The organism is Asticcacaulis aquihabitans (assembly GCF_032490435.1).
In the GTDB taxonomy this organism is placed as follows: domain Bacteria; phylum Pseudomonadota; class Alphaproteobacteria; order Caulobacterales; family Caulobacteraceae; genus Asticcacaulis.
This window is the reverse complement of sequence record NZ_JAVGWM010000004.1, coordinates 396,260-412,114: the sequence shown is the minus strand read 5'-3', so window position 1 is coordinate 412,114 and position 15,855 is coordinate 396,260. Positions and strand designations below refer to the sequence as shown.

The 15,855-nt window shown below is 57.9% G+C and carries 15 protein-coding genes and 1 tRNA gene; 5 read left to right on the top strand and 11 right to left on the bottom strand.

Annotation, left to right across the window (positions count from 1 at the left end):
• Positions 1–30: 30 nt before the first annotated feature.
• The 3 genes from RCJ00_RS16305 to RCJ00_RS16295 all read right to left on the bottom strand — a co-directional run bounded on the left by RCJ00_RS16305 (position 31) and on the right by RCJ00_RS16295 (position 5,519).
• Entirely contained in the window at positions 31–1,062 is a 1,032-nt protein-coding gene (locus RCJ00_RS16305; protein WP_316223270.1) for an agmatine deiminase family protein, read from the bottom strand.
• Between the two features lie 182 nt (positions 1,063–1,244).
• The gene (locus tag RCJ00_RS16300; protein WP_316223269.1) at positions 1,245–3,716 is read right to left on the bottom strand and encodes a TonB-dependent receptor; all 2,472 of its coding nucleotides are present in this window, start codon (positions 3,714–3,716) and stop codon (positions 1,245–1,247) included.
• 561 nt (positions 3,717–4,277) lie between these two features.
• The gene (locus RCJ00_RS16295; RefSeq protein WP_316223267.1) at positions 4,278–5,519 is read right to left on the bottom strand and encodes an OmpA family protein; all 1,242 of its coding nucleotides are present in this window, start codon (positions 5,517–5,519) and stop codon (positions 4,278–4,280) included.
• A 407-nt stretch (positions 5,520–5,926) separates the two neighbouring features.
• Between RCJ00_RS16295 and RCJ00_RS16290 the strand changes: the two genes are divergently transcribed.
• Positions 5,927–6,016: transfer RNA gene (locus RCJ00_RS16290), tRNA-Ser, on the top strand.
• 246 nt (positions 6,017–6,262) lie between these two features.
• On the opposite strand, the gene RCJ00_RS16285 is transcribed toward RCJ00_RS16290, so the two are convergent.
• From RCJ00_RS16285 to RCJ00_RS16275, 3 genes are read right to left on the bottom strand one after another with little or no spacing between them, the layout of a single operon-like run.
• Positions 6,263–7,534, bottom strand: coding sequence for a hypothetical protein (locus RCJ00_RS16285; RefSeq protein WP_316223265.1), 1,272 nt, complete (start codon positions 7,532–7,534; stop codon positions 6,263–6,265).
• Between the two features lie 3 nt (positions 7,535–7,537).
• Positions 7,538–9,910: a bifunctional diguanylate cyclase/phosphodiesterase gene (locus tag RCJ00_RS16280; RefSeq protein WP_316223264.1), complete on the bottom strand. Its 2,373-nt coding sequence runs from the start codon at positions 9,908–9,910 to the stop codon at positions 7,538–7,540.
• Positions 9,911–9,930: 20 nt separating this feature from the next.
• On the bottom strand, positions 9,931–10,548 hold the full coding sequence (locus RCJ00_RS16275) for a hypothetical protein (RefSeq protein WP_316223263.1): 618 nt from the start codon (positions 10,546–10,548) through the stop codon (positions 9,931–9,933).
• Positions 10,549–10,713: 165 nt separating this feature from the next.
• Between RCJ00_RS16275 and RCJ00_RS16270 the strand changes: the two genes are divergently transcribed.
• Genes RCJ00_RS16270 through ybaK form a run of 3 tightly spaced genes read left to right on the top strand, consistent with a single transcriptional unit; the run spans position 10,714 to position 12,565 of the window.
• The gene (locus RCJ00_RS16270) at positions 10,714–11,016 is read left to right on the top strand and encodes an antibiotic biosynthesis monooxygenase family protein (RefSeq protein ID WP_316223261.1); all 303 of its coding nucleotides are present in this window, start codon (positions 10,714–10,716) and stop codon (positions 11,014–11,016) included.
• 59 nt (positions 11,017–11,075) lie between these two features.
• Positions 11,076–12,092 carry a threonine aldolase family protein gene (locus RCJ00_RS16265; protein ID WP_316223260.1) on the top strand — a complete coding sequence of 339 codons (1,017 nt, stop codon included), beginning with the start codon at positions 11,076–11,078 and terminating at the stop codon, positions 12,090–12,092.
• On the top strand, positions 12,092–12,565 hold the full coding sequence (gene ybaK / locus RCJ00_RS16260) for a Cys-tRNA(Pro) deacylase (RefSeq protein WP_316223258.1): 474 nt from the start codon (positions 12,092–12,094) through the stop codon (positions 12,563–12,565). The genes RCJ00_RS16265 and ybaK overlap by 1 nt, the downstream gene beginning before the upstream one ends.
• On the opposite strand, the gene RCJ00_RS16255 is transcribed toward ybaK, so the two are convergent.
• Both RCJ00_RS16255 and RCJ00_RS16250 read right to left on the bottom strand, forming a co-directional pair.
• Positions 12,562–13,326: a molybdopterin-dependent oxidoreductase gene (locus RCJ00_RS16255; RefSeq protein WP_316223257.1), complete on the bottom strand. Its 765-nt coding sequence runs from the start codon at positions 13,324–13,326 to the stop codon at positions 12,562–12,564. The two genes, ybaK and RCJ00_RS16255, sit on opposite strands and share 4 nt — an antisense overlap.
• 1 nt (position 13,327) lies before the next feature.
• The gene (locus RCJ00_RS16250) at positions 13,328–13,951 is read right to left on the bottom strand and encodes a cytochrome b/b6 domain-containing protein (RefSeq protein WP_316223256.1); all 624 of its coding nucleotides are present in this window, start codon (positions 13,949–13,951) and stop codon (positions 13,328–13,330) included.
• A gap of 128 nt (positions 13,952–14,079) precedes the next feature.
• On the opposite strand from RCJ00_RS16250, the gene RCJ00_RS16245 reads away from it, so the two are divergent.
• Complete coding sequence (locus tag RCJ00_RS16245; RefSeq protein WP_316223255.1) at positions 14,080–14,532, top strand: DUF4442 domain-containing protein; 453 nt, start codon at positions 14,080–14,082, stop codon at positions 14,530–14,532.
• On the opposite strand, the gene RCJ00_RS16240 is transcribed toward RCJ00_RS16245, so the two are convergent.
• Genes RCJ00_RS16240 through RCJ00_RS16230 form a run of 3 tightly spaced genes read right to left on the bottom strand, consistent with a single transcriptional unit; the run spans position 14,529 to position 15,833 of the window.
• Positions 14,529–14,660 carry a hypothetical protein gene (locus tag RCJ00_RS16240; protein ID WP_023460111.1) on the bottom strand — a complete coding sequence of 44 codons (132 nt, stop codon included), beginning with the start codon at positions 14,658–14,660 and terminating at the stop codon, positions 14,529–14,531. The genes RCJ00_RS16245 and RCJ00_RS16240 overlap by 4 nt on opposite strands.
• A gap of 18 nt (positions 14,661–14,678) precedes the next feature.
• Positions 14,679–15,308, bottom strand: coding sequence for a glutathione S-transferase N-terminal domain-containing protein (locus RCJ00_RS16235; RefSeq protein WP_316223252.1), 630 nt, complete (start codon positions 15,306–15,308; stop codon positions 14,679–14,681).
• 60 nt (positions 15,309–15,368) lie between these two features.
• Positions 15,369–15,833: a DUF2269 family protein gene (locus RCJ00_RS16230; RefSeq protein WP_316223251.1), complete on the bottom strand. Its 465-nt coding sequence runs from the start codon at positions 15,831–15,833 to the stop codon at positions 15,369–15,371.
• Positions 15,834–15,855 lie beyond the last annotated feature (22 nt).

Genomic DNA, 15,855 nt, shown 5'->3' with positions numbered 1-15,855 from the left:
TCCGGCATGGTCAAAAAAGGGGGCGCGGGGTCACGCCTTGATGAGCGGCACCTGCTGGCTAATGCAGTGGAAACTGCCGCCGCCGGTCAGGATGGCACGCGACGACAGGCCAAGCACCTGACGTTCCGGGAAGAGGATTTGGAGCGCCTCAACCGCCAGTTCGCCCGGCCGGTCGTTATACATCGGCACGACCACGCAATCATTGGCAATCAGGAAGTTCATATGGGAAGCCGGAATGATTTCGCCATCCTCGTCCAGCACTTCGCCCGGTGACGGAATGCGCACGATCTGGAGCGGCTGGCCGCGGGCATCGGTCTGGGACGACAACAGCTTGGCCGTCGCGTCGTAGACGGCGGCGTTGGGATCGTCACGGCCATAGGCGATCGGACAGGCCACGACACCCGGCGCCACGAAACGCGCCAGATTATCGACGTGACCATCGGTGTGGTCATTGAGCATACCGTCATCCAGCCAGATCACCTTACGGATACCCAGGGACTGGAACAGGGCTTCTTCGGCGAGGGACTGGGTCCAACCCGGGTTTCGATTGGGATTGAGCAGGCATTGCCGCGTGGTCAGCGCCGTACCGTGGCCGTCATGATCCAATGCGCCGCCTTCCAGGATAAAATCCTGCACGGTGTGGGCGAAACCATCGGCCTGGCTGATCTGAAGCGCCACCTCGTCGTCGTGCTTCAGGTGATATTTGCCGCCCCAGCCATTGTTCTGAAAGCTGACTGGCAGGGCCTGATGCAGATCGTCATCGTCGGCATCGTCACTGACATAGATCGGACCGGTGTCACGGAACCAGATATCGCCAAAACGGCCCTCGACGATGTCCAGGGTTTTCAGATCGCCCAGCAGATCCTGCGCCGCGCTGCGCGCCGCCTCCCCCATCACCATCAGTTTGACGTGTTCGCCACCCAGCTCACACAGGGTCCGCACCAGCGCCGCCACCTCGGCCTGCGCCGGGATCAGGTCTTCCTGCCACAGGTTTTCGTGACTGGGAAAGCCGAGCCAGATGGCCTTGTGCGCTTCCCACTCCGCCGGAACGATACGTGTCATGATGACTCCCGCCAATTGGCCTCTGCGGACGACGATCCGCTGCGGCTCTGGTCACTCGGAGATTGGTCTCCAGGATAGTCCGGCTCTTAGCACAGGGCCGGGCGATTTGACCACGATTTACATAAAAAAACGGCTCCCGGAAACCCGGAAGCCGTTCTTTGTCAGATGGTGAACATCAAGTCTTAGAACTTGGTGCGCAACGTGATCATCGCGGTACGCGGCGCGCCACGATAGTGGAAGGTCGTCACGCCGGCCTTGCTTTGATTGCCAGCCGTGTTCGGATCGACATCCAAAACGGTCTGCGCATTCAAGCCCGAACCCAGCGAACCGAGGTAAACTTCGTCGGTCAGGTTGGTGACGTTGACTTGCAGGACGGTCGACTTGGCAAACGGCAGGGTGTAGCTGGCGTCAAAATCGAAGGTCGTATAGGATTTGACCTTCTCATCATTGACGTCGGTCGTAAAGCGTTCGCCAACATACTTGCCTTGCAGACCCAGTTCAACTTCCGGCAGGATGTTCCACTGAACGCGGCCGCTATAGGTCCATTCCGGCGTTTCCACCAACATCTTGCCCTTGGTCGGCAGGAAGGTTGTGGCGGTCAACTGCAGATCGTTCGACAGCTTGGCATGGTTATAAGATGCCGAGCCGTACAGTGACAGGGTTTTGGTGGCTTGCCAGCCAACCTGACCGTCCCAGCCGTATTGATCGACGTCGCCAACGTTACGTTCGATCGACAGTTGGGTTTCGGGATCATAGGTCGTCACTAGGCGATTCTTGAACTTGGTGGACCAGAAGGCGGTCGACAGCAGGATGGTCGAAGACTGATAGCGATACCCGAGGTCGATCGACTGAGTGGTTTCCGGTTCGGCGACCGAGACAACGAGCGGCGAACCAGCAGCGGCGGCACGGCTATACTTGTAGAGATTGTCTGTACGCGGGGCCGAAATTTGTTCGGCGTAAGACGCGTAGACCGACTGGGTTTCGGTGAAGGCGTAGGAGACGCCGAGGTTCGGCAGAGTCTTCTTGTATTCCTTTTTGAATTTGATCGGCGGGATGTACTGGGTCGTACCACCGCCAACGAGGAAGACATTGCCCGAAGCCGTCGGTGTGCCCGTAGTGGGCTCAGTCGTACAACGCGGGAAGTCGCCACCCGAAGGTTGGTAGCAGTAGTTGTTCAGCTCGCGCGTCAGAACGGGCGAACGAACCCCCAGATTGACGGTCAGCTTGTCTTCGAAGAACTGGCCACGATATTCCAAGGCGAACTGTTCAAGCTTGGCGATCGAGAAACGGTTGCGGTTCTGCAGCACATTGCCGTCCGCAGCCTTGACCGCATTGGCGATATTGTCACGCCCGCCCCAGATATCAACCGGCGTACCATCGGCCTTCAGATAGCCGAAGGCGCCCGTTTGACGGTGACGGCCGTAGTCGAGCGTATAGGCGCCACGAATACGGTTGTTGTCATTGAGGTCCCAGATCAGCGAGGTTGAGACGCCATAACGGTGCGTATTGGTGGTCGCGGGACGCCACAGCGTAATGGTGTCCAAAGTATCGCCGTCGCCATTCAGGTCAACACCCGGGCCAGCAGTGTCGGTACCCGACAGGTCGAGGCGGCTGTCCTTTTCCTTGACGTTTTCAAACTGTGTGCCGCCTTCGGCCAGAACATACTGGAACGACGGGTCGAAAGTGAACACCAAGTTGGGCAGGATGTGATACTTGAATTGGCCGCGCAAGCTGCCTGTATCCGACGGGTTGATACGCTGACCATAGAAGTTGGTACAGCCCGACTGAATTTGAGCACCACCCGTGCCGGTTACTGTCTGAACGCAGGTCGCGTCGTAATCAAGGTTCGGGTTGGCCTGGAACTGCGCAATCGACAGATTACGATAGTTGTTGTTGCGGTTCACATTCCAGTTAGCCGACACGCTGACGAAGTCGCCGGCGTCATTCAGGGTGCGATAAATACGGCCGTTGACCTGCTTTTTATTCATCTTGCCCGGGCCCTTGAACTTGTCGTACTGGGTCTGGGAGTAGGTCAGGAAGGAGGTGAAGCCCGCGATTTCACCGGTATTCACCATGAGGAAGGCGCGCGTATAATTGTCGGATCCCAGCGAAGCGGTGGCATCGACACCAAAGTTCTTAGTGGGCTTTACCGTCTTGTAGGAAACCGTACCACCGGTCGCCGAAGCCGTCGGGCTATCAACATCGGTCGTTCCAAGGTTAACGGCGGCCGATTCGATCAGTTCCGGATCAAGTTGCTGGTTGGAATAGATTGCATAGTTGCCGGTATCGTTCAGGGCGACGCCGTCAAACGTAAGGGAGACGCGGCTGCCGTCAAAACCGCGAATACGCAGGTTGCCGCCGGAATTGCCGTAGGGATCGTTATTGGTGAAATTAACACCCGGGACCAGATTGATGGTCTGGAGGATGGTCTGCCCCGGCGTTTGGGTTTTGATATAGTCCTGTGTAATCGTCGAGCGCGACTTGGAGATAGATTCCTTGGTCAAAGCGCCATCGATCGACTTTACGCCACGGCGTCCAGTGACAACGACAGTCGCTTCAACAGCATCAGAGCCAGTCGTCTGGGCATAGGTCGTTGTAGCGAACAGGCCCGTCAGAGCCGTACCGGCCAGAATGATAGACTTGGTGAACTTCATAAGGAGTATCCCTCTCCAGGTTAAAACAAAAAAGGCAACACGACACAGGTCCTCGGCACGCAACTCGGGCGTCATCGCCTATGCGTATTCGGAGGTTCAAAAAAAATTTGCCGGATTGATCTCTAGGGCTCTTTATAACTTTTTTTTTACAAATCCTATGAACGTTTTGTGACAATTGTCACATACGCAACGTGTTGCGGCATTGCAGCAACACATATTGCGGTGCAACGCAAAGATATCGCTGTTTTTATTGAGATATATTGTCCAGCATTTTGCGACATCAGAACAACAAAAAGCCTGTCCGACGAAAATCAGGCAGGAAACGACGCCCAAATTCTGACTTTATTGATATGAGTAGAAGTCCCCAGCCCTCAATTATAAAGCCAAATTCTAGCCTTACGTAGCGTCACGCTTGCAATTATGTCTTAATTTCGACGTCACCGAGGACGCGCTTCGTCCGTCAATCAGAACAACAAAAACCCGGCCTGACGTGACGTCAGGCCGGGCAATTGTGTCTTAACTTCGACTTATTGACGAGGACCGAAGTCCTTCACCGTCAAATTAGAAGGTGATGTCGATGGTCGAACGACGGTTCAGCGGTTCCTTCACGCCATCGCCGGTGGCGACAGCCGGAGCCGATTCACCCTTCCAGTCGACAGCCAGCTTGGAGCCGTCAACGCCGAGGCCAGCGAGGGCATCAGCAACGGTCTTAGCGCGGCGTTCCGACAGGCGGATGTTGTAAGCAGCCGAACCGGAGGTGTCGGTGTGACCGACGACAACGATACGGGCAGCATTACCAGCCTTGGCGTAGTCAGCGGCAGCCGAGACAACCGATTGCGCATCAGCCGTCAGGTCCGACTTATCGAATTCGAAGTACACGATGAATTCGCGGGCTTCATAGGCAGGAGCAACCGGAGCGGGCGGCGGCGGAGGCGGCGGAGCCACGACCGGCGGCGGGGGAGGAGGCGGGGGAGGAGGCGGCGGAGGCGGAGGAGCCGCTTCTTCGCCGAACGACCAACGCAGGCCAACGGTCAGAGTTTGATCGCTGAACTTACCCGAGAAGGTCCCGGGCTGTTGCCAGCCAGCCGTCGTCGCAGCAGCCGAAAGCGGCGAGATGCCCGCGTTAAAGGTCGCCTTGCCAGCGTCCAGATAACGGTAGGTCACGTCGAGGCTCAGACGATCCGACAGTTCCCAGGCCAAACCGGCCAGCAATTGATAGGCAGGAACCGTATCCTTGCCAACCATGCTCAGATCGGCAACACCATCCCGAGGGCTGGTCGACAGTTGGCCGAGCATCTTGGCCTTCACGCTGTCAAGACCGACGCCCGCACCGACGAACGGGTGGAAAGTCGATTCCGGCAGAATGTCATAGTACAGGTTGACCATGAGCGTCGTTTGTTCGAACGAACCCTTGGGGGAACCGCAAGCATCGCCAGCAGCGCGGATTACGCCGGTGGTGCAGATGCCGCTGTCGACCAAAGCGGTCGAACCCGGATAGGTGCGCGGGAAACCACGAACGCTGCTGATATCACCCGGGCGGTAGCCGCCTTCGAGTTCCACACGCCAGTTCGGGCTGTAACGGTAACCGAGACGGGCGAAGCCGGCCCAGTCGTCATCAGTTGATACATTGTAAACGTAAGGACCGCCGTCAGGCATATTGCCTTCCGAACGTGCCTTGTAATCCGACTTCCAGTTGTAACCGAGGTCAAGCGCCCCGTACCAACCGGTAGGTTGTTCTGCAGCAGCGGCACCCGCTACCGCCATCGCGGCGAGAGCAGCGCCCGCCAACAATTTGAGTTTCATGTTATTGCCCTCTCATGGCCATCCAACGAACAGCCGATCATCTCGACTGAAACCTTAGTACTCTGCTTCATAACTTTCCGAACTCGTTTTGCATAGCACCCAAATGCGTATTTGAGCGAATTATGCGCTTTTATAGCGCCTTTCAGGATAACTGACACCTGAAAGACACGCTTAGTCGGAATGAAGCCGTACCTGCCGTATATAGGTCAAACATCACCGTTAAAAAGCTATAGCACCAGGGGGGTGCATTATAAAAATTCCATAAACGCCGGAAAAACACTTGCGGTTTGTTCTGGCTTTCAGTAGAGACACGCCCTCTGATCGACCCCGGCGGCGCAAGCCGTCCAGAATCAGGCACAAAAATTCTTTATAAAATAAAGACTTTGTGCGGTTCCCCCTTTGAATACGGAGAGGTGGCAGAGTGGTCGAATGTACCGCACTCGAAATGCGGCGTGGGTGCAAGCCCACCGTGGGTTCGAATCCCACCCTCTCCGCCATTCTCCTTGAATCCCTGACAAGTTATTACGCTTTTCAAGGGTTTATGGCGTTTTAATCTTAAAAAGATGACGTAACGCCATTTTTTAAGAAACAAGCATATAATACCGTTTTTAATGTGCTCGCAATGCGCTGCAACATGCGTGAAAGACGCCATATCGCAAAACCTCAAATTGCAGCCCTGCGTCCAGATTTCGGGTGAATGGCGTAAACAACCTATCAATACGGCGAGCTGGCCTTTGAAGCCCTTACAGGTGTAGCTTAAGTGCCACCTGAATTTGCGTTTGCGCCTGCTTCGGCGACAGGTCGTGCGTCACCCGCGCCGGACGGTCACTGATGACATGCAAGGCCTCAAGGCCGCAGTCCAAATGATCACTCACCGGCCTCAGCCAGGCAAATGTGGCGCTATAGCCGGTTTCACCATTGTCATCGACCGCGCGTCTGGAATAGTCCTTCGCACCGAACCAATCGAAGCGCGCGCTTAAGCGGCCACCGCTTTGCAGACGCCGTGACCACAGCATATAGGCCGACTCGAAGTCCACATCGACCACGCGGCGCCCCTGCCCTACCGCCCAGCCCGTCGCCGTATGGCCGGCCATATATTGCGTCAGAAGTTCATCTTGCGCATTGAGCCGGTAAGCCGCTCCCACATTATAAAAGCGCGTCGCCCATCCCCATTGACCGTTGCGCAGGGCCATGGGGTCGCCTTGATTGTCGTAGACTTCGAGGTTGAGGGCAAAAGGCGCCGGCGGGCGCCAATCGATGCGCGCATAATAGCCGAGACGCTCGTCAACCTCGACCATCGGCCGGCTTTGTGCCGCCTGATTCGTCTTGAACAAACGATACCAGCCCTGGTTTTGGCCCTCCGGCAGAGGCAGGGCCGTATTTTCGGCCGACGATATGTCGTGAAGCGCCCAGCCCCGCCAGCTGAGGATCGTCCCCGCCGTATCGTCGCGCGTGAAACCGCCAAGCGTCAGTCCAACGCCCTGTCCCCAGACATTGGCCTGGCCGCTGATTTCAACGCCGCGTACGAGTACCTCTTCGCCGATCCAGGTGTTGATGGCCGACGGCGTCAGGGTACGCGGGACGGTCCACCCTGTCCCGTCATGCTCCATGGATATCGGCGGAAACATCTGGCCGGCACGCATGTTGAAGCGAAAACCAGACCGCGGGACCGGTCGCCACTGGACATAGGCTTCTTCTACTCCAACCGGCACGGCCGCATCCGAAACGCCTTGAAGCAAAACGTAGCCCGATACGGTATCTGTCAGTTGCGGCTTCCATAAAATGGCCAGTTGGGCAATGTCCGCGGCGGTTTCGCCACCGTGACGCAGCTTGCCAAATCCACCGTCGAGCCAGCTTCGCTCTCCGTCGGCATAGGCCAGGCGCAGATCGGCCCAGGCTGTGTAGGTTGCCGAATCGAACAGCTGCGTTTCAGCCCGGACCATCGCCGGCACGGCCGCCATGCCCACCAGAAGGAGCGCCAGTCCGCCTCGCCGATATGCTGGCCATGCCGCCATTTTTCAGGAAGCTGCCTTTCGATTACGATAGGTCGGCATCTTCGTCTTGGCCTCGCCAACACCTATGAAGTCATTGAGGAACAGCACCAGTTCGCCGAACGGCATGGGCTTGGCGATTCCATAGCCCTGCGCGATATCGCACCCCATCGATTGCAGCAGCGTGAACGACGCGGCGGTTTCCACGCCTTCCGCCGTTACCTTCATACCCAAGCCGTGAGCCAGGTCGATTGTGGAACGCACCAGCAAGGCATCCCGCTGACCGCTCTCGATTTCCATAATGAAGGATCGGTCGATCTTCAGCTCATTGGCCGGAATCTGCTTGAGGTAGGCCAGAGACGACAGGCCCGTGCCGAAATCGTCGATCGATATTTCCAGCCCGCGGCTGCGGAAGGTATTGATGGCGTCAAGACCGATCTTCGGGTCTTCGATAACCGCCGTTTCGGTGATTTCCAGGCATATCTGTCCGACCGCCTGATCACACAGGCTGAGCGCCTTGGCGTTATAGGCTTCGTCAGACAGCAGGCGGCCGGAATAGTTGATGCTGATGTCGAGATTGAACCCGGCCGACTTCAGCCGGCCCTGGTCTGCCAGACAGGTTTGCAGCACCTGGGTGGTCAGGTCGCGAATGGCACCGGTTTCCTCGGCGATGGCGACAAAGCGTTGCGGCGACACGAAACCCCGCTCCGGGTGGTTCCACCGCACCAGGGCCTCGACCGCCGTGACGCGACCTTCGCGATAACTGAATTTCGGCTGATACCAGACCTGCAACGCCTTGCTCGCCAAGGCGGCATGCAACTGGTCGGTCAGCAGCAGGGTATCGGCCAGTTCGGAATAGATACGCGGGTCGAACAGAGCGACCTTGGCCTTGCCCGCTCGCGCACGATCCAGGGCGATCAGGGCGCGTTCGATCATCTCATCCGGCGTGGGACGGGCGTTGGCGATATGATAGACACCCAGCGACACCATAACGTCCAGACTCTGGTCTTCCGTTACCCTGATACGTTTATCGAGACGTGCGGCGATGGCGCGCGCCAGCGGCATGGCCTGGGTGGCCTCGCAGGGGGACAGGCACAGGCCCAACGTATCGGCCGACAGACGGGCAATATAGGCATTGGAGAAGATGCGGACCAGAATATCCTGAAGGCGCGACACCAGCGTATGGGCATAGGATACGCCCCACACGGCGCGAATTTGCGTATAGCGGTCGATACCGATACAGACCACGACGACACCATTTTCCGTCCCCTTATCGCGCAGATTGGCGATGTGGTCTTCGAAGGCGGAACGATTGGGCAAATCGGTCGCCACGTCCGTCTTGGCCAGGCGCGTAATGTCGCGTTCACGGTCTTCGATCGACACGGCCATGTCGTTGAATGCGGAGGCCAGATCGGCCATTTCGTCGTGCGTGGTGATCTTGACCTGACCTGGACGGCCATCGCGCAAGGCGAATGCCGCATCCTTCAACGCCAGAATCGGCCGCGTCAAATTCCGCGCCAAATACAGCGAGCACAGCACCACGCACATCAGGCCGAACAGACCAATGCCCAAGAGCACGGTCAGCAAGGGCTGATAGGACTTCAATGCTGCGTTCAACGGATAGCTCAGCAGCAGAACGCTCTTCTGGTTGCCGTCGAGATTGGGCAATGAGGTCGCCACGGCGATCATGGTGCCGTGGCCGCTCTTGATCATGCTGGCCGCGTTGGTTTGCAGACTCTGGTCGATGAAGAAGCTCAGGGTCGAGGGCTTATAATCATTGGCCTGCTCCTGCGGCCCAAGCCATAGGCCGCCACGCGTTTGCGTCAGAACCGATGCCTTGATCGGGATGGACGACAGGCCTTGCAGGTTCTGCATTTCGGCCTGATCCAGGCGCTGGGCGAAGACAACCCAACCCTGGCGGTCGGGCGCCATGACCGGGGCGGCCACAGCCTGATAGGGATGACTGTCGACGGCGACGATACCGTTGATGGCGTTGAATTCGTTCTTGGAGGCCAGGGCGCTAGCCAATGCCTGACCCAGGTCACCCTTTTCGCCCACCACTGGCTGGCCGTCAGGCCCGATAATCAAGCCTCTCTGAATATTCAAACGCGATTGCAGATTGGTGAACGCCGATTCGACCGTCGCCGTATCCTTGGTCGCCAGAGCAGATTTGAAGCCGAAATCGCGCGACAGCAACACCGCGTTGGTCTGGAGGGAGTCCGACTTCAACGTCCAGATGCGGTTGAACACACTGGCCGACGCCTGAAGCTCCTTCTGCACCGAAGTGCGGGCATAGGACACCACCGCCATGTAGCAGGCAAGCGCGATCATCAGCAGGGCCACCGAAAACAGCCCACCGAACATCACAGATAACTTGGTGCTCAGGCGTTTGAAGATCATGCGGGTTCCAGTGACATTACTCAGTACTGACCGGCGGTCGGGGCCGGAAGATGGACCTTGACGCTGAAGGCCTGGCTGCCCGACGTCTTGGCTATGGCTCGCGCCATCTGATGCTCCGGCGCGTCCATATTGGGATGCCAGACCGCAAGGCTTCCGGCTGTGTCAGGCAGTTTCAGCATGACACGGCCGGCGCCATCGGTTGTGGCGTAGTAAGGGGTGGAGACGACACGAATATAGGCCGACATCGAATCGTGAATATTGCAGCCGAGCGCCACCGTGCCCGGCTGAGTAAAGGTCATGGATCGGCTCTTGCCCTTGCCATAGAGCGGAAACTGAAACTTGGCGATCGGCGAAAATGAATAGACGTGGTGGTTGACACGGTCTTCGTTCGGAAATGCCACGGTGGCGCCGGCCGGTACCGCCAAAACATAGGGCGCGAACTGGACATTCTTCTGAGCCATGACAAATGCCTTGCTCTTTTCCGCCGCAGGCACAGAGGCACCACTATCCGGCGTAAAGGTCACCACCGCATTTGGCACCGGCTTGCCCGCCGCGTCAGTTACGACAGTCGCCAGATCGCCGGCGGTCGCCGAAGTCGCGGTCAGAACAAGTGGAAAGATGAGCAGCGATGGTTTCATACGCTCTGCATATCACAACAGTTATAAGACTCGGTTAAACTGCAAATCCGCCTATTTCATTTCTGAAATACGTCTTTAAAAGCGCATTCAATCGTTAAGAACAGCTTATCCTGACACAGTCTGGTCACGATCATGCCAGTATCGCCACGAAGGAGATGATCCCCTATGAGCATATTGAGAGTGAATGAATTCAAGGCCCTGCCCGGCAGGTTCGAGGATCTGGTAAAAGCCTTCGAATCGGTCGTGCGTCAAATTCGCACAGTAGACGGCTGCGAACGCTGCGAATTACTTCTGAAGATCGCCGATGGGCTGGATGCCGACGACACGCTGATCGTTCTTGAGGTGTGGACCAGCATCGCGGCGCATAAACAGGCGGCTTCCGCGGTCGATCCCGACGACTTCAATCGCATCATGGCGTTGTTAAGCACCCGCCCGATCGGCCAGTATTACGGAGCCATCACCGAATAGGCTTTTCAGCCGGGACCATGGCCCTTATAGGAAGGCTGTTCCGATCTTGAGAGACTTCCATGGCCAATTTCGCCAGCGACAACACCGCCCCCGTTCACCCGAAGGTTTTGCAGGCGCTGAGCGATGTCAATTCCGGCAACGCGCCCGCCTATGGCAATGACGTCGTCACAGACCAGTTGCAACAGACCTTTCGCGCTGTGTTCAAGGCGACCGACGCCCGGGTATTCCCGGTCTTCAATGGTTCGGCCTGCAACGGACTGGCCCTGGCGCGGATGATCCGCCCCTATGAATCCATCCTGTGCCACCAGCAGGCGCACATCAATAACGACGAATGCGGCCTGCCGGAATTCTTCACCGGCGGCAAGATCGTGGGACTGTCCGGTGATCACGCCAAGCTCAGCGTCGCCAGCATCGGCAACCTGGTCGAAAAGACGCTGGAACACGCCCCGCACACCTCCCGCCCCCGGGTCATCAGCCTGACGCAATCGACCGAACTGGGCACCGTCTATTCGCTCAGTGAACTCGCCGACCTCTCGGCCTTTGCGCGAGCACATGGCCTGTACATCCATATGGACGGCGCGCGGATCGCCAACGCCGTTGCATCGCTGAATTGCGATCCGGCCCAGGTGGTGGCGGGGGTGGACATCCTGTCTTTTGGCGGCACCAAGAACGGCGCCATGCTGGCCGAAGCCGCTGTCATCCTCAATCCGGCGCTTGCCGAGGATTTCGCCTATGTCCATAAGCGCGGCGGTCAATTGCCATCCAAGGCGCGCTATGTTTCGGCACAGTTGCAGGCCCTGCTCGACGACGATCTGTGGATCACGCTCGGCCGCCACGCCAACGCGATGGCCATGACCTTGCGTGACGGCCTGATTGACCGCCCGGGGGTTGGCCTGCTGCATCCGGTCGAGGCCAATGAACTGTTCGTCACTCTGCCGAAGGCCACCGCCGACCGGCTGTTCGCCAAGGGTCACCGCTTCTATCCCTGGCCGAACGCCGGGGCGGACGCTTATCGCCTGGTTACCAGCTTCGCCACCACCGACGATGAGGTGGCGGCTTTTCTCGCGGATTGCTGATGTCCAAGACCACACCCGGCACATTGTTGCTGTCCAAGGCCGGTATCGCCTTCGACCTTCATCCCTATGATTACGATCCGGACGCGCCGCGCGTCGGCTTGCAGGCGGCCGAGGCTCTGGGCATCGATGCATCGCAAACCTTCAAGACCTTGATGGCGGAGGTCGATGGCAAGCCAGTCTGTGTCGTCGTGCCGTCGGATTGCGAAGTCAGCATGAAGAAGATGGCCGCGGCCTTCCACGGCAAGTCCGGCCAGATGATGAAGGTACCCGACGCCGAACGCCTGACTGGTTATAAGGTCGGCGGCATTTCACCCTTCGGCCAGCGCAAATCCACGCCGACGGTGATTGACGAAATGGCCCAGCTTTACGATATCGTCTATATCAATGCCGGACAACGCGGGCTGTTGCTCAGCATCGCACCGGACGACGCGGCTCACTTTCTCAGCGCGCCATTCGCGGACCTGACGTCCTAACTGCCGCCGAACCAGTTATAGCCCAGGTCTTCCCAGTACCCGCCGGGATAGACATTGGTAACGAAGATTTCGACGATGTGCTTGGGGTTCTTATAGCCCAGCTTGGTCGGCATGCGCAGCTTCATGGGAAAGCCGTATTTCGCCGGCAGTAACTGACCGTCGAACGTGAAGGCCAGCAGGGTCTGGCTATGCAGGGCCGTCGGCATGTCGATCGAGGTGAAATAGCCGTCAGCGCATTTGAAGCCGACATATTTGCACGTCGTGTCGGCCCCTACCCGCTTGAGGAACTCAGAAAACACTACCCCGCCCCATCGGCCAATGGCGCTCCAGCCTTCGACGCAGATGTGACGGGTGATCTGTTCGGTATAGGGCAAGGCGTGAAGATGTTGGAGATCCCAGGGCCGACGGTCGGCGATCTTACCCGACAGCTCCAGCCGGAACTTTTCACCATCGACGACCGGGGCCTTGTCGACGCTGTAAAAGGCATTGAACGGAAAGGGATGCTTGATATCGGCCTCGGAATAGGTCGGGGCCAGGGCATTGGGATTGAAGATAACCCCTTGCGCACCATCATTGAAGCGCGACACGGCCTTGAGGATTTCGTTGACCGATCCATAGTGGCTAATTGTAATGCCAGTGGCCAGGGACAGGCCGCCCAAGGTCAGGACGTTGCCGAGGAGGCGCCGTTTAGCCGGGTCCTTCAGCAGGTGATTGGCTTCCTTGAGGATCGCCTCTTCGTCGTTTTTGATATCCGGCGTCATGTCAGCGGCCCCACAGCATGGCTTTGATCGTCTTGGGCACCAGCACGGCCATGACGACATGGATGACAATAAAGGCGACAATGCCGCACATGGCGTAGAAATGGATGTAGCGCGCGGCTTCGTAGCCGCCCAGCAGAACCCGCAGCCAACCGAACTGCACCGACTTCCACAGCACGAGGCCGGACGCGATAAGCACCACCAGGTCGGCCATGGCGAACAGGTAGGCCAGCTTCTGAATGGTGTTGTACTGGCGAATATCGGCGTGGCTAAGCTTGCCCTTGAGGAAGGCCTTGATGTCCGCCCACAGGCCCGATGGCGTCACCGGCAGGAACTGTTTTCCACGCCGGGTGAGCAGAAACAAAAGAATGTAGAAAACGGCGCTGGCGAACAGGACCCATATGGCGGCGAAATGCCATTGGATCGCGCCGCCCAGCCAGCCGCCAATCGTCCATCTGTTGGGGAACAGGGCCTCGCCGGTAAATGGCACGCGCAGATGCATGAACCGCGTGGCGTTATAGATGCGCCAGCCACTGAGGATCAGTACGATCACGGCGGCCGCATTGAACCAATGGATCAGCCGCAGCCACAGGGGGTGGACACTGCTCTTGTCCCCATTTTCACTCATGCCCGTGCCTCCGTATATTGACCTTAACATGGATACGTTCCGAAACCCAGTTTGGTAACATGGTGGCGAAAATATTGACTTTCGTCGGCACCCATGTTGACGTTTGCGGAAAGAAACGGAGCGTACCCATGGCTGATCCCAAGCGGTTCAAGATGATCAACTGGTATCCGCCGATGATCGGCGCTGGCATACGGGTCATAGACACCGCGCCCGACTTTACGTCGATCACCGTCGAAATGAAGCTGCGCTGGTGGAACCGCAATATCGTGGGCACGCAATTCGGCGGTTCGCTCTATATGATGTGCGACCCGTTTTTCATGGCGATTTTGATGATGAACCTGGGCAAGGACTACATTGTCTGGGACAAGGCCGCTTCTATCCAGTTCCTCAAGCCCGGCCGCCGGCATGTCCGCGCCGTCTTTCACATCGCCCCGGACGAGATAGCTCGTATTAAGGCCCAGGCCGACAGCAACGGCAAGTACGAACCGGAGTTCGATGTCGATATCCTGGACACCGAAGGCACCCGCATCGCGCGGGTGCATAAGGTCCTCTATGTCCGCAGGAAGCCAGACAAGGCCTAAGCCTTGGCTGCGGCTTCAGCCTGCTTCTTCTTGGCGGCCAGCATTTTGTCGACCTGCGCCTGAGCGAGCGCCTTGCGTTGCTCGGCCAGTTCGTTCGGCGTAAGCAGGCGATGTTTGGCTTTGTTCATTTCGGTATCTTTCTTAAATTAAGGCAGGAGCATACCACGCTGCACCGCCTCACGGCGACCGACTTCTTCCAGCCAGCTCTTAATAAAGGGCCGCGCCTGGATTAGAGGCTCTATATGATCCTTCACGCGCACGCGATATTGCGCAAGCCAGGGATAGATGGCCATATCGGCAATGGAGTAGGCATCCCCGCCGACATGCGGCGATTCGGACAGACGCTTTTCCAGCACATTGAACAGACGTTCCGTTTCCTTGAGGTAGCGATCAACGCCCAAGGGCGTGGGTTCCGGCGCCGACAAGGCCCACCAACCCAATTGCCCCATCATCGGCCCCAGGCCACCCATCTGCCACATCAGCCATTGAATGACGGTATAGCGTTCATGGGGAATAGTGGGCAGGAAACGGCCAAAGCGTTCGGCCAGATAGATCAGTATGGCGCCCGATTCGAACAGGCTGAGCGGACCGCCATCAGCATCTTCATCAACAATGGCCGGTATCTTGTTGTTGGGGGCAATGGCCAGGAACTCAGGCGCGAATTGCGCGTTCTTGCTGATATCCACCGGGTGCAGAACGTAGGGTACGCCCAGTTCCTCCAGCATGATGGAAATCTTACGGCCGTTGGGCGTGCCCCATGTGTGCAGCTGAATCATGGCGTGTCCTCTCTTGTGAATCGCTGGACTGAAGATAGGTCTTACCCACCGCCATGCAAGTCAGGACGGCGTAAAGACCATGAGCCAAAAGATTGCTACGACGGCCGGAAAGGCCAATGACCCAAGGACAAGCCACCAGCGGTTCAGCACCCAGTAGGCTTTTGGCAAGGCTGTACCGCTGGCCAAGGCGTCGGCCGCCAGGCGTTTCATGCGGATCTGCATCCCCACGACCGGTACCCAGCAGGCGCCGGCAAACACATAGAGCCCCATGGCCGCCATAAGCCAGGGCGCGGTTAGCGAATATCCGGCCATATGAACCAGGGCCAGGCCGGTCAGAGGCTGGATAATTACCGCCGGCGTCGTAAAGCACCAGTCGGCCATCACCACCGTTCGCGTGGCAAAGGCGATGGCGCGTAGATCGCGGGAAAAATTGGCCATCAACATAAAGAAGGCGGTGCCCACGCCCGTTCCAAACAACACGGTCGATGACAGGATATGCAGCCATTTGACGCACAGATATAGCATGGCTGGCCGCCCCTTCCGTGGT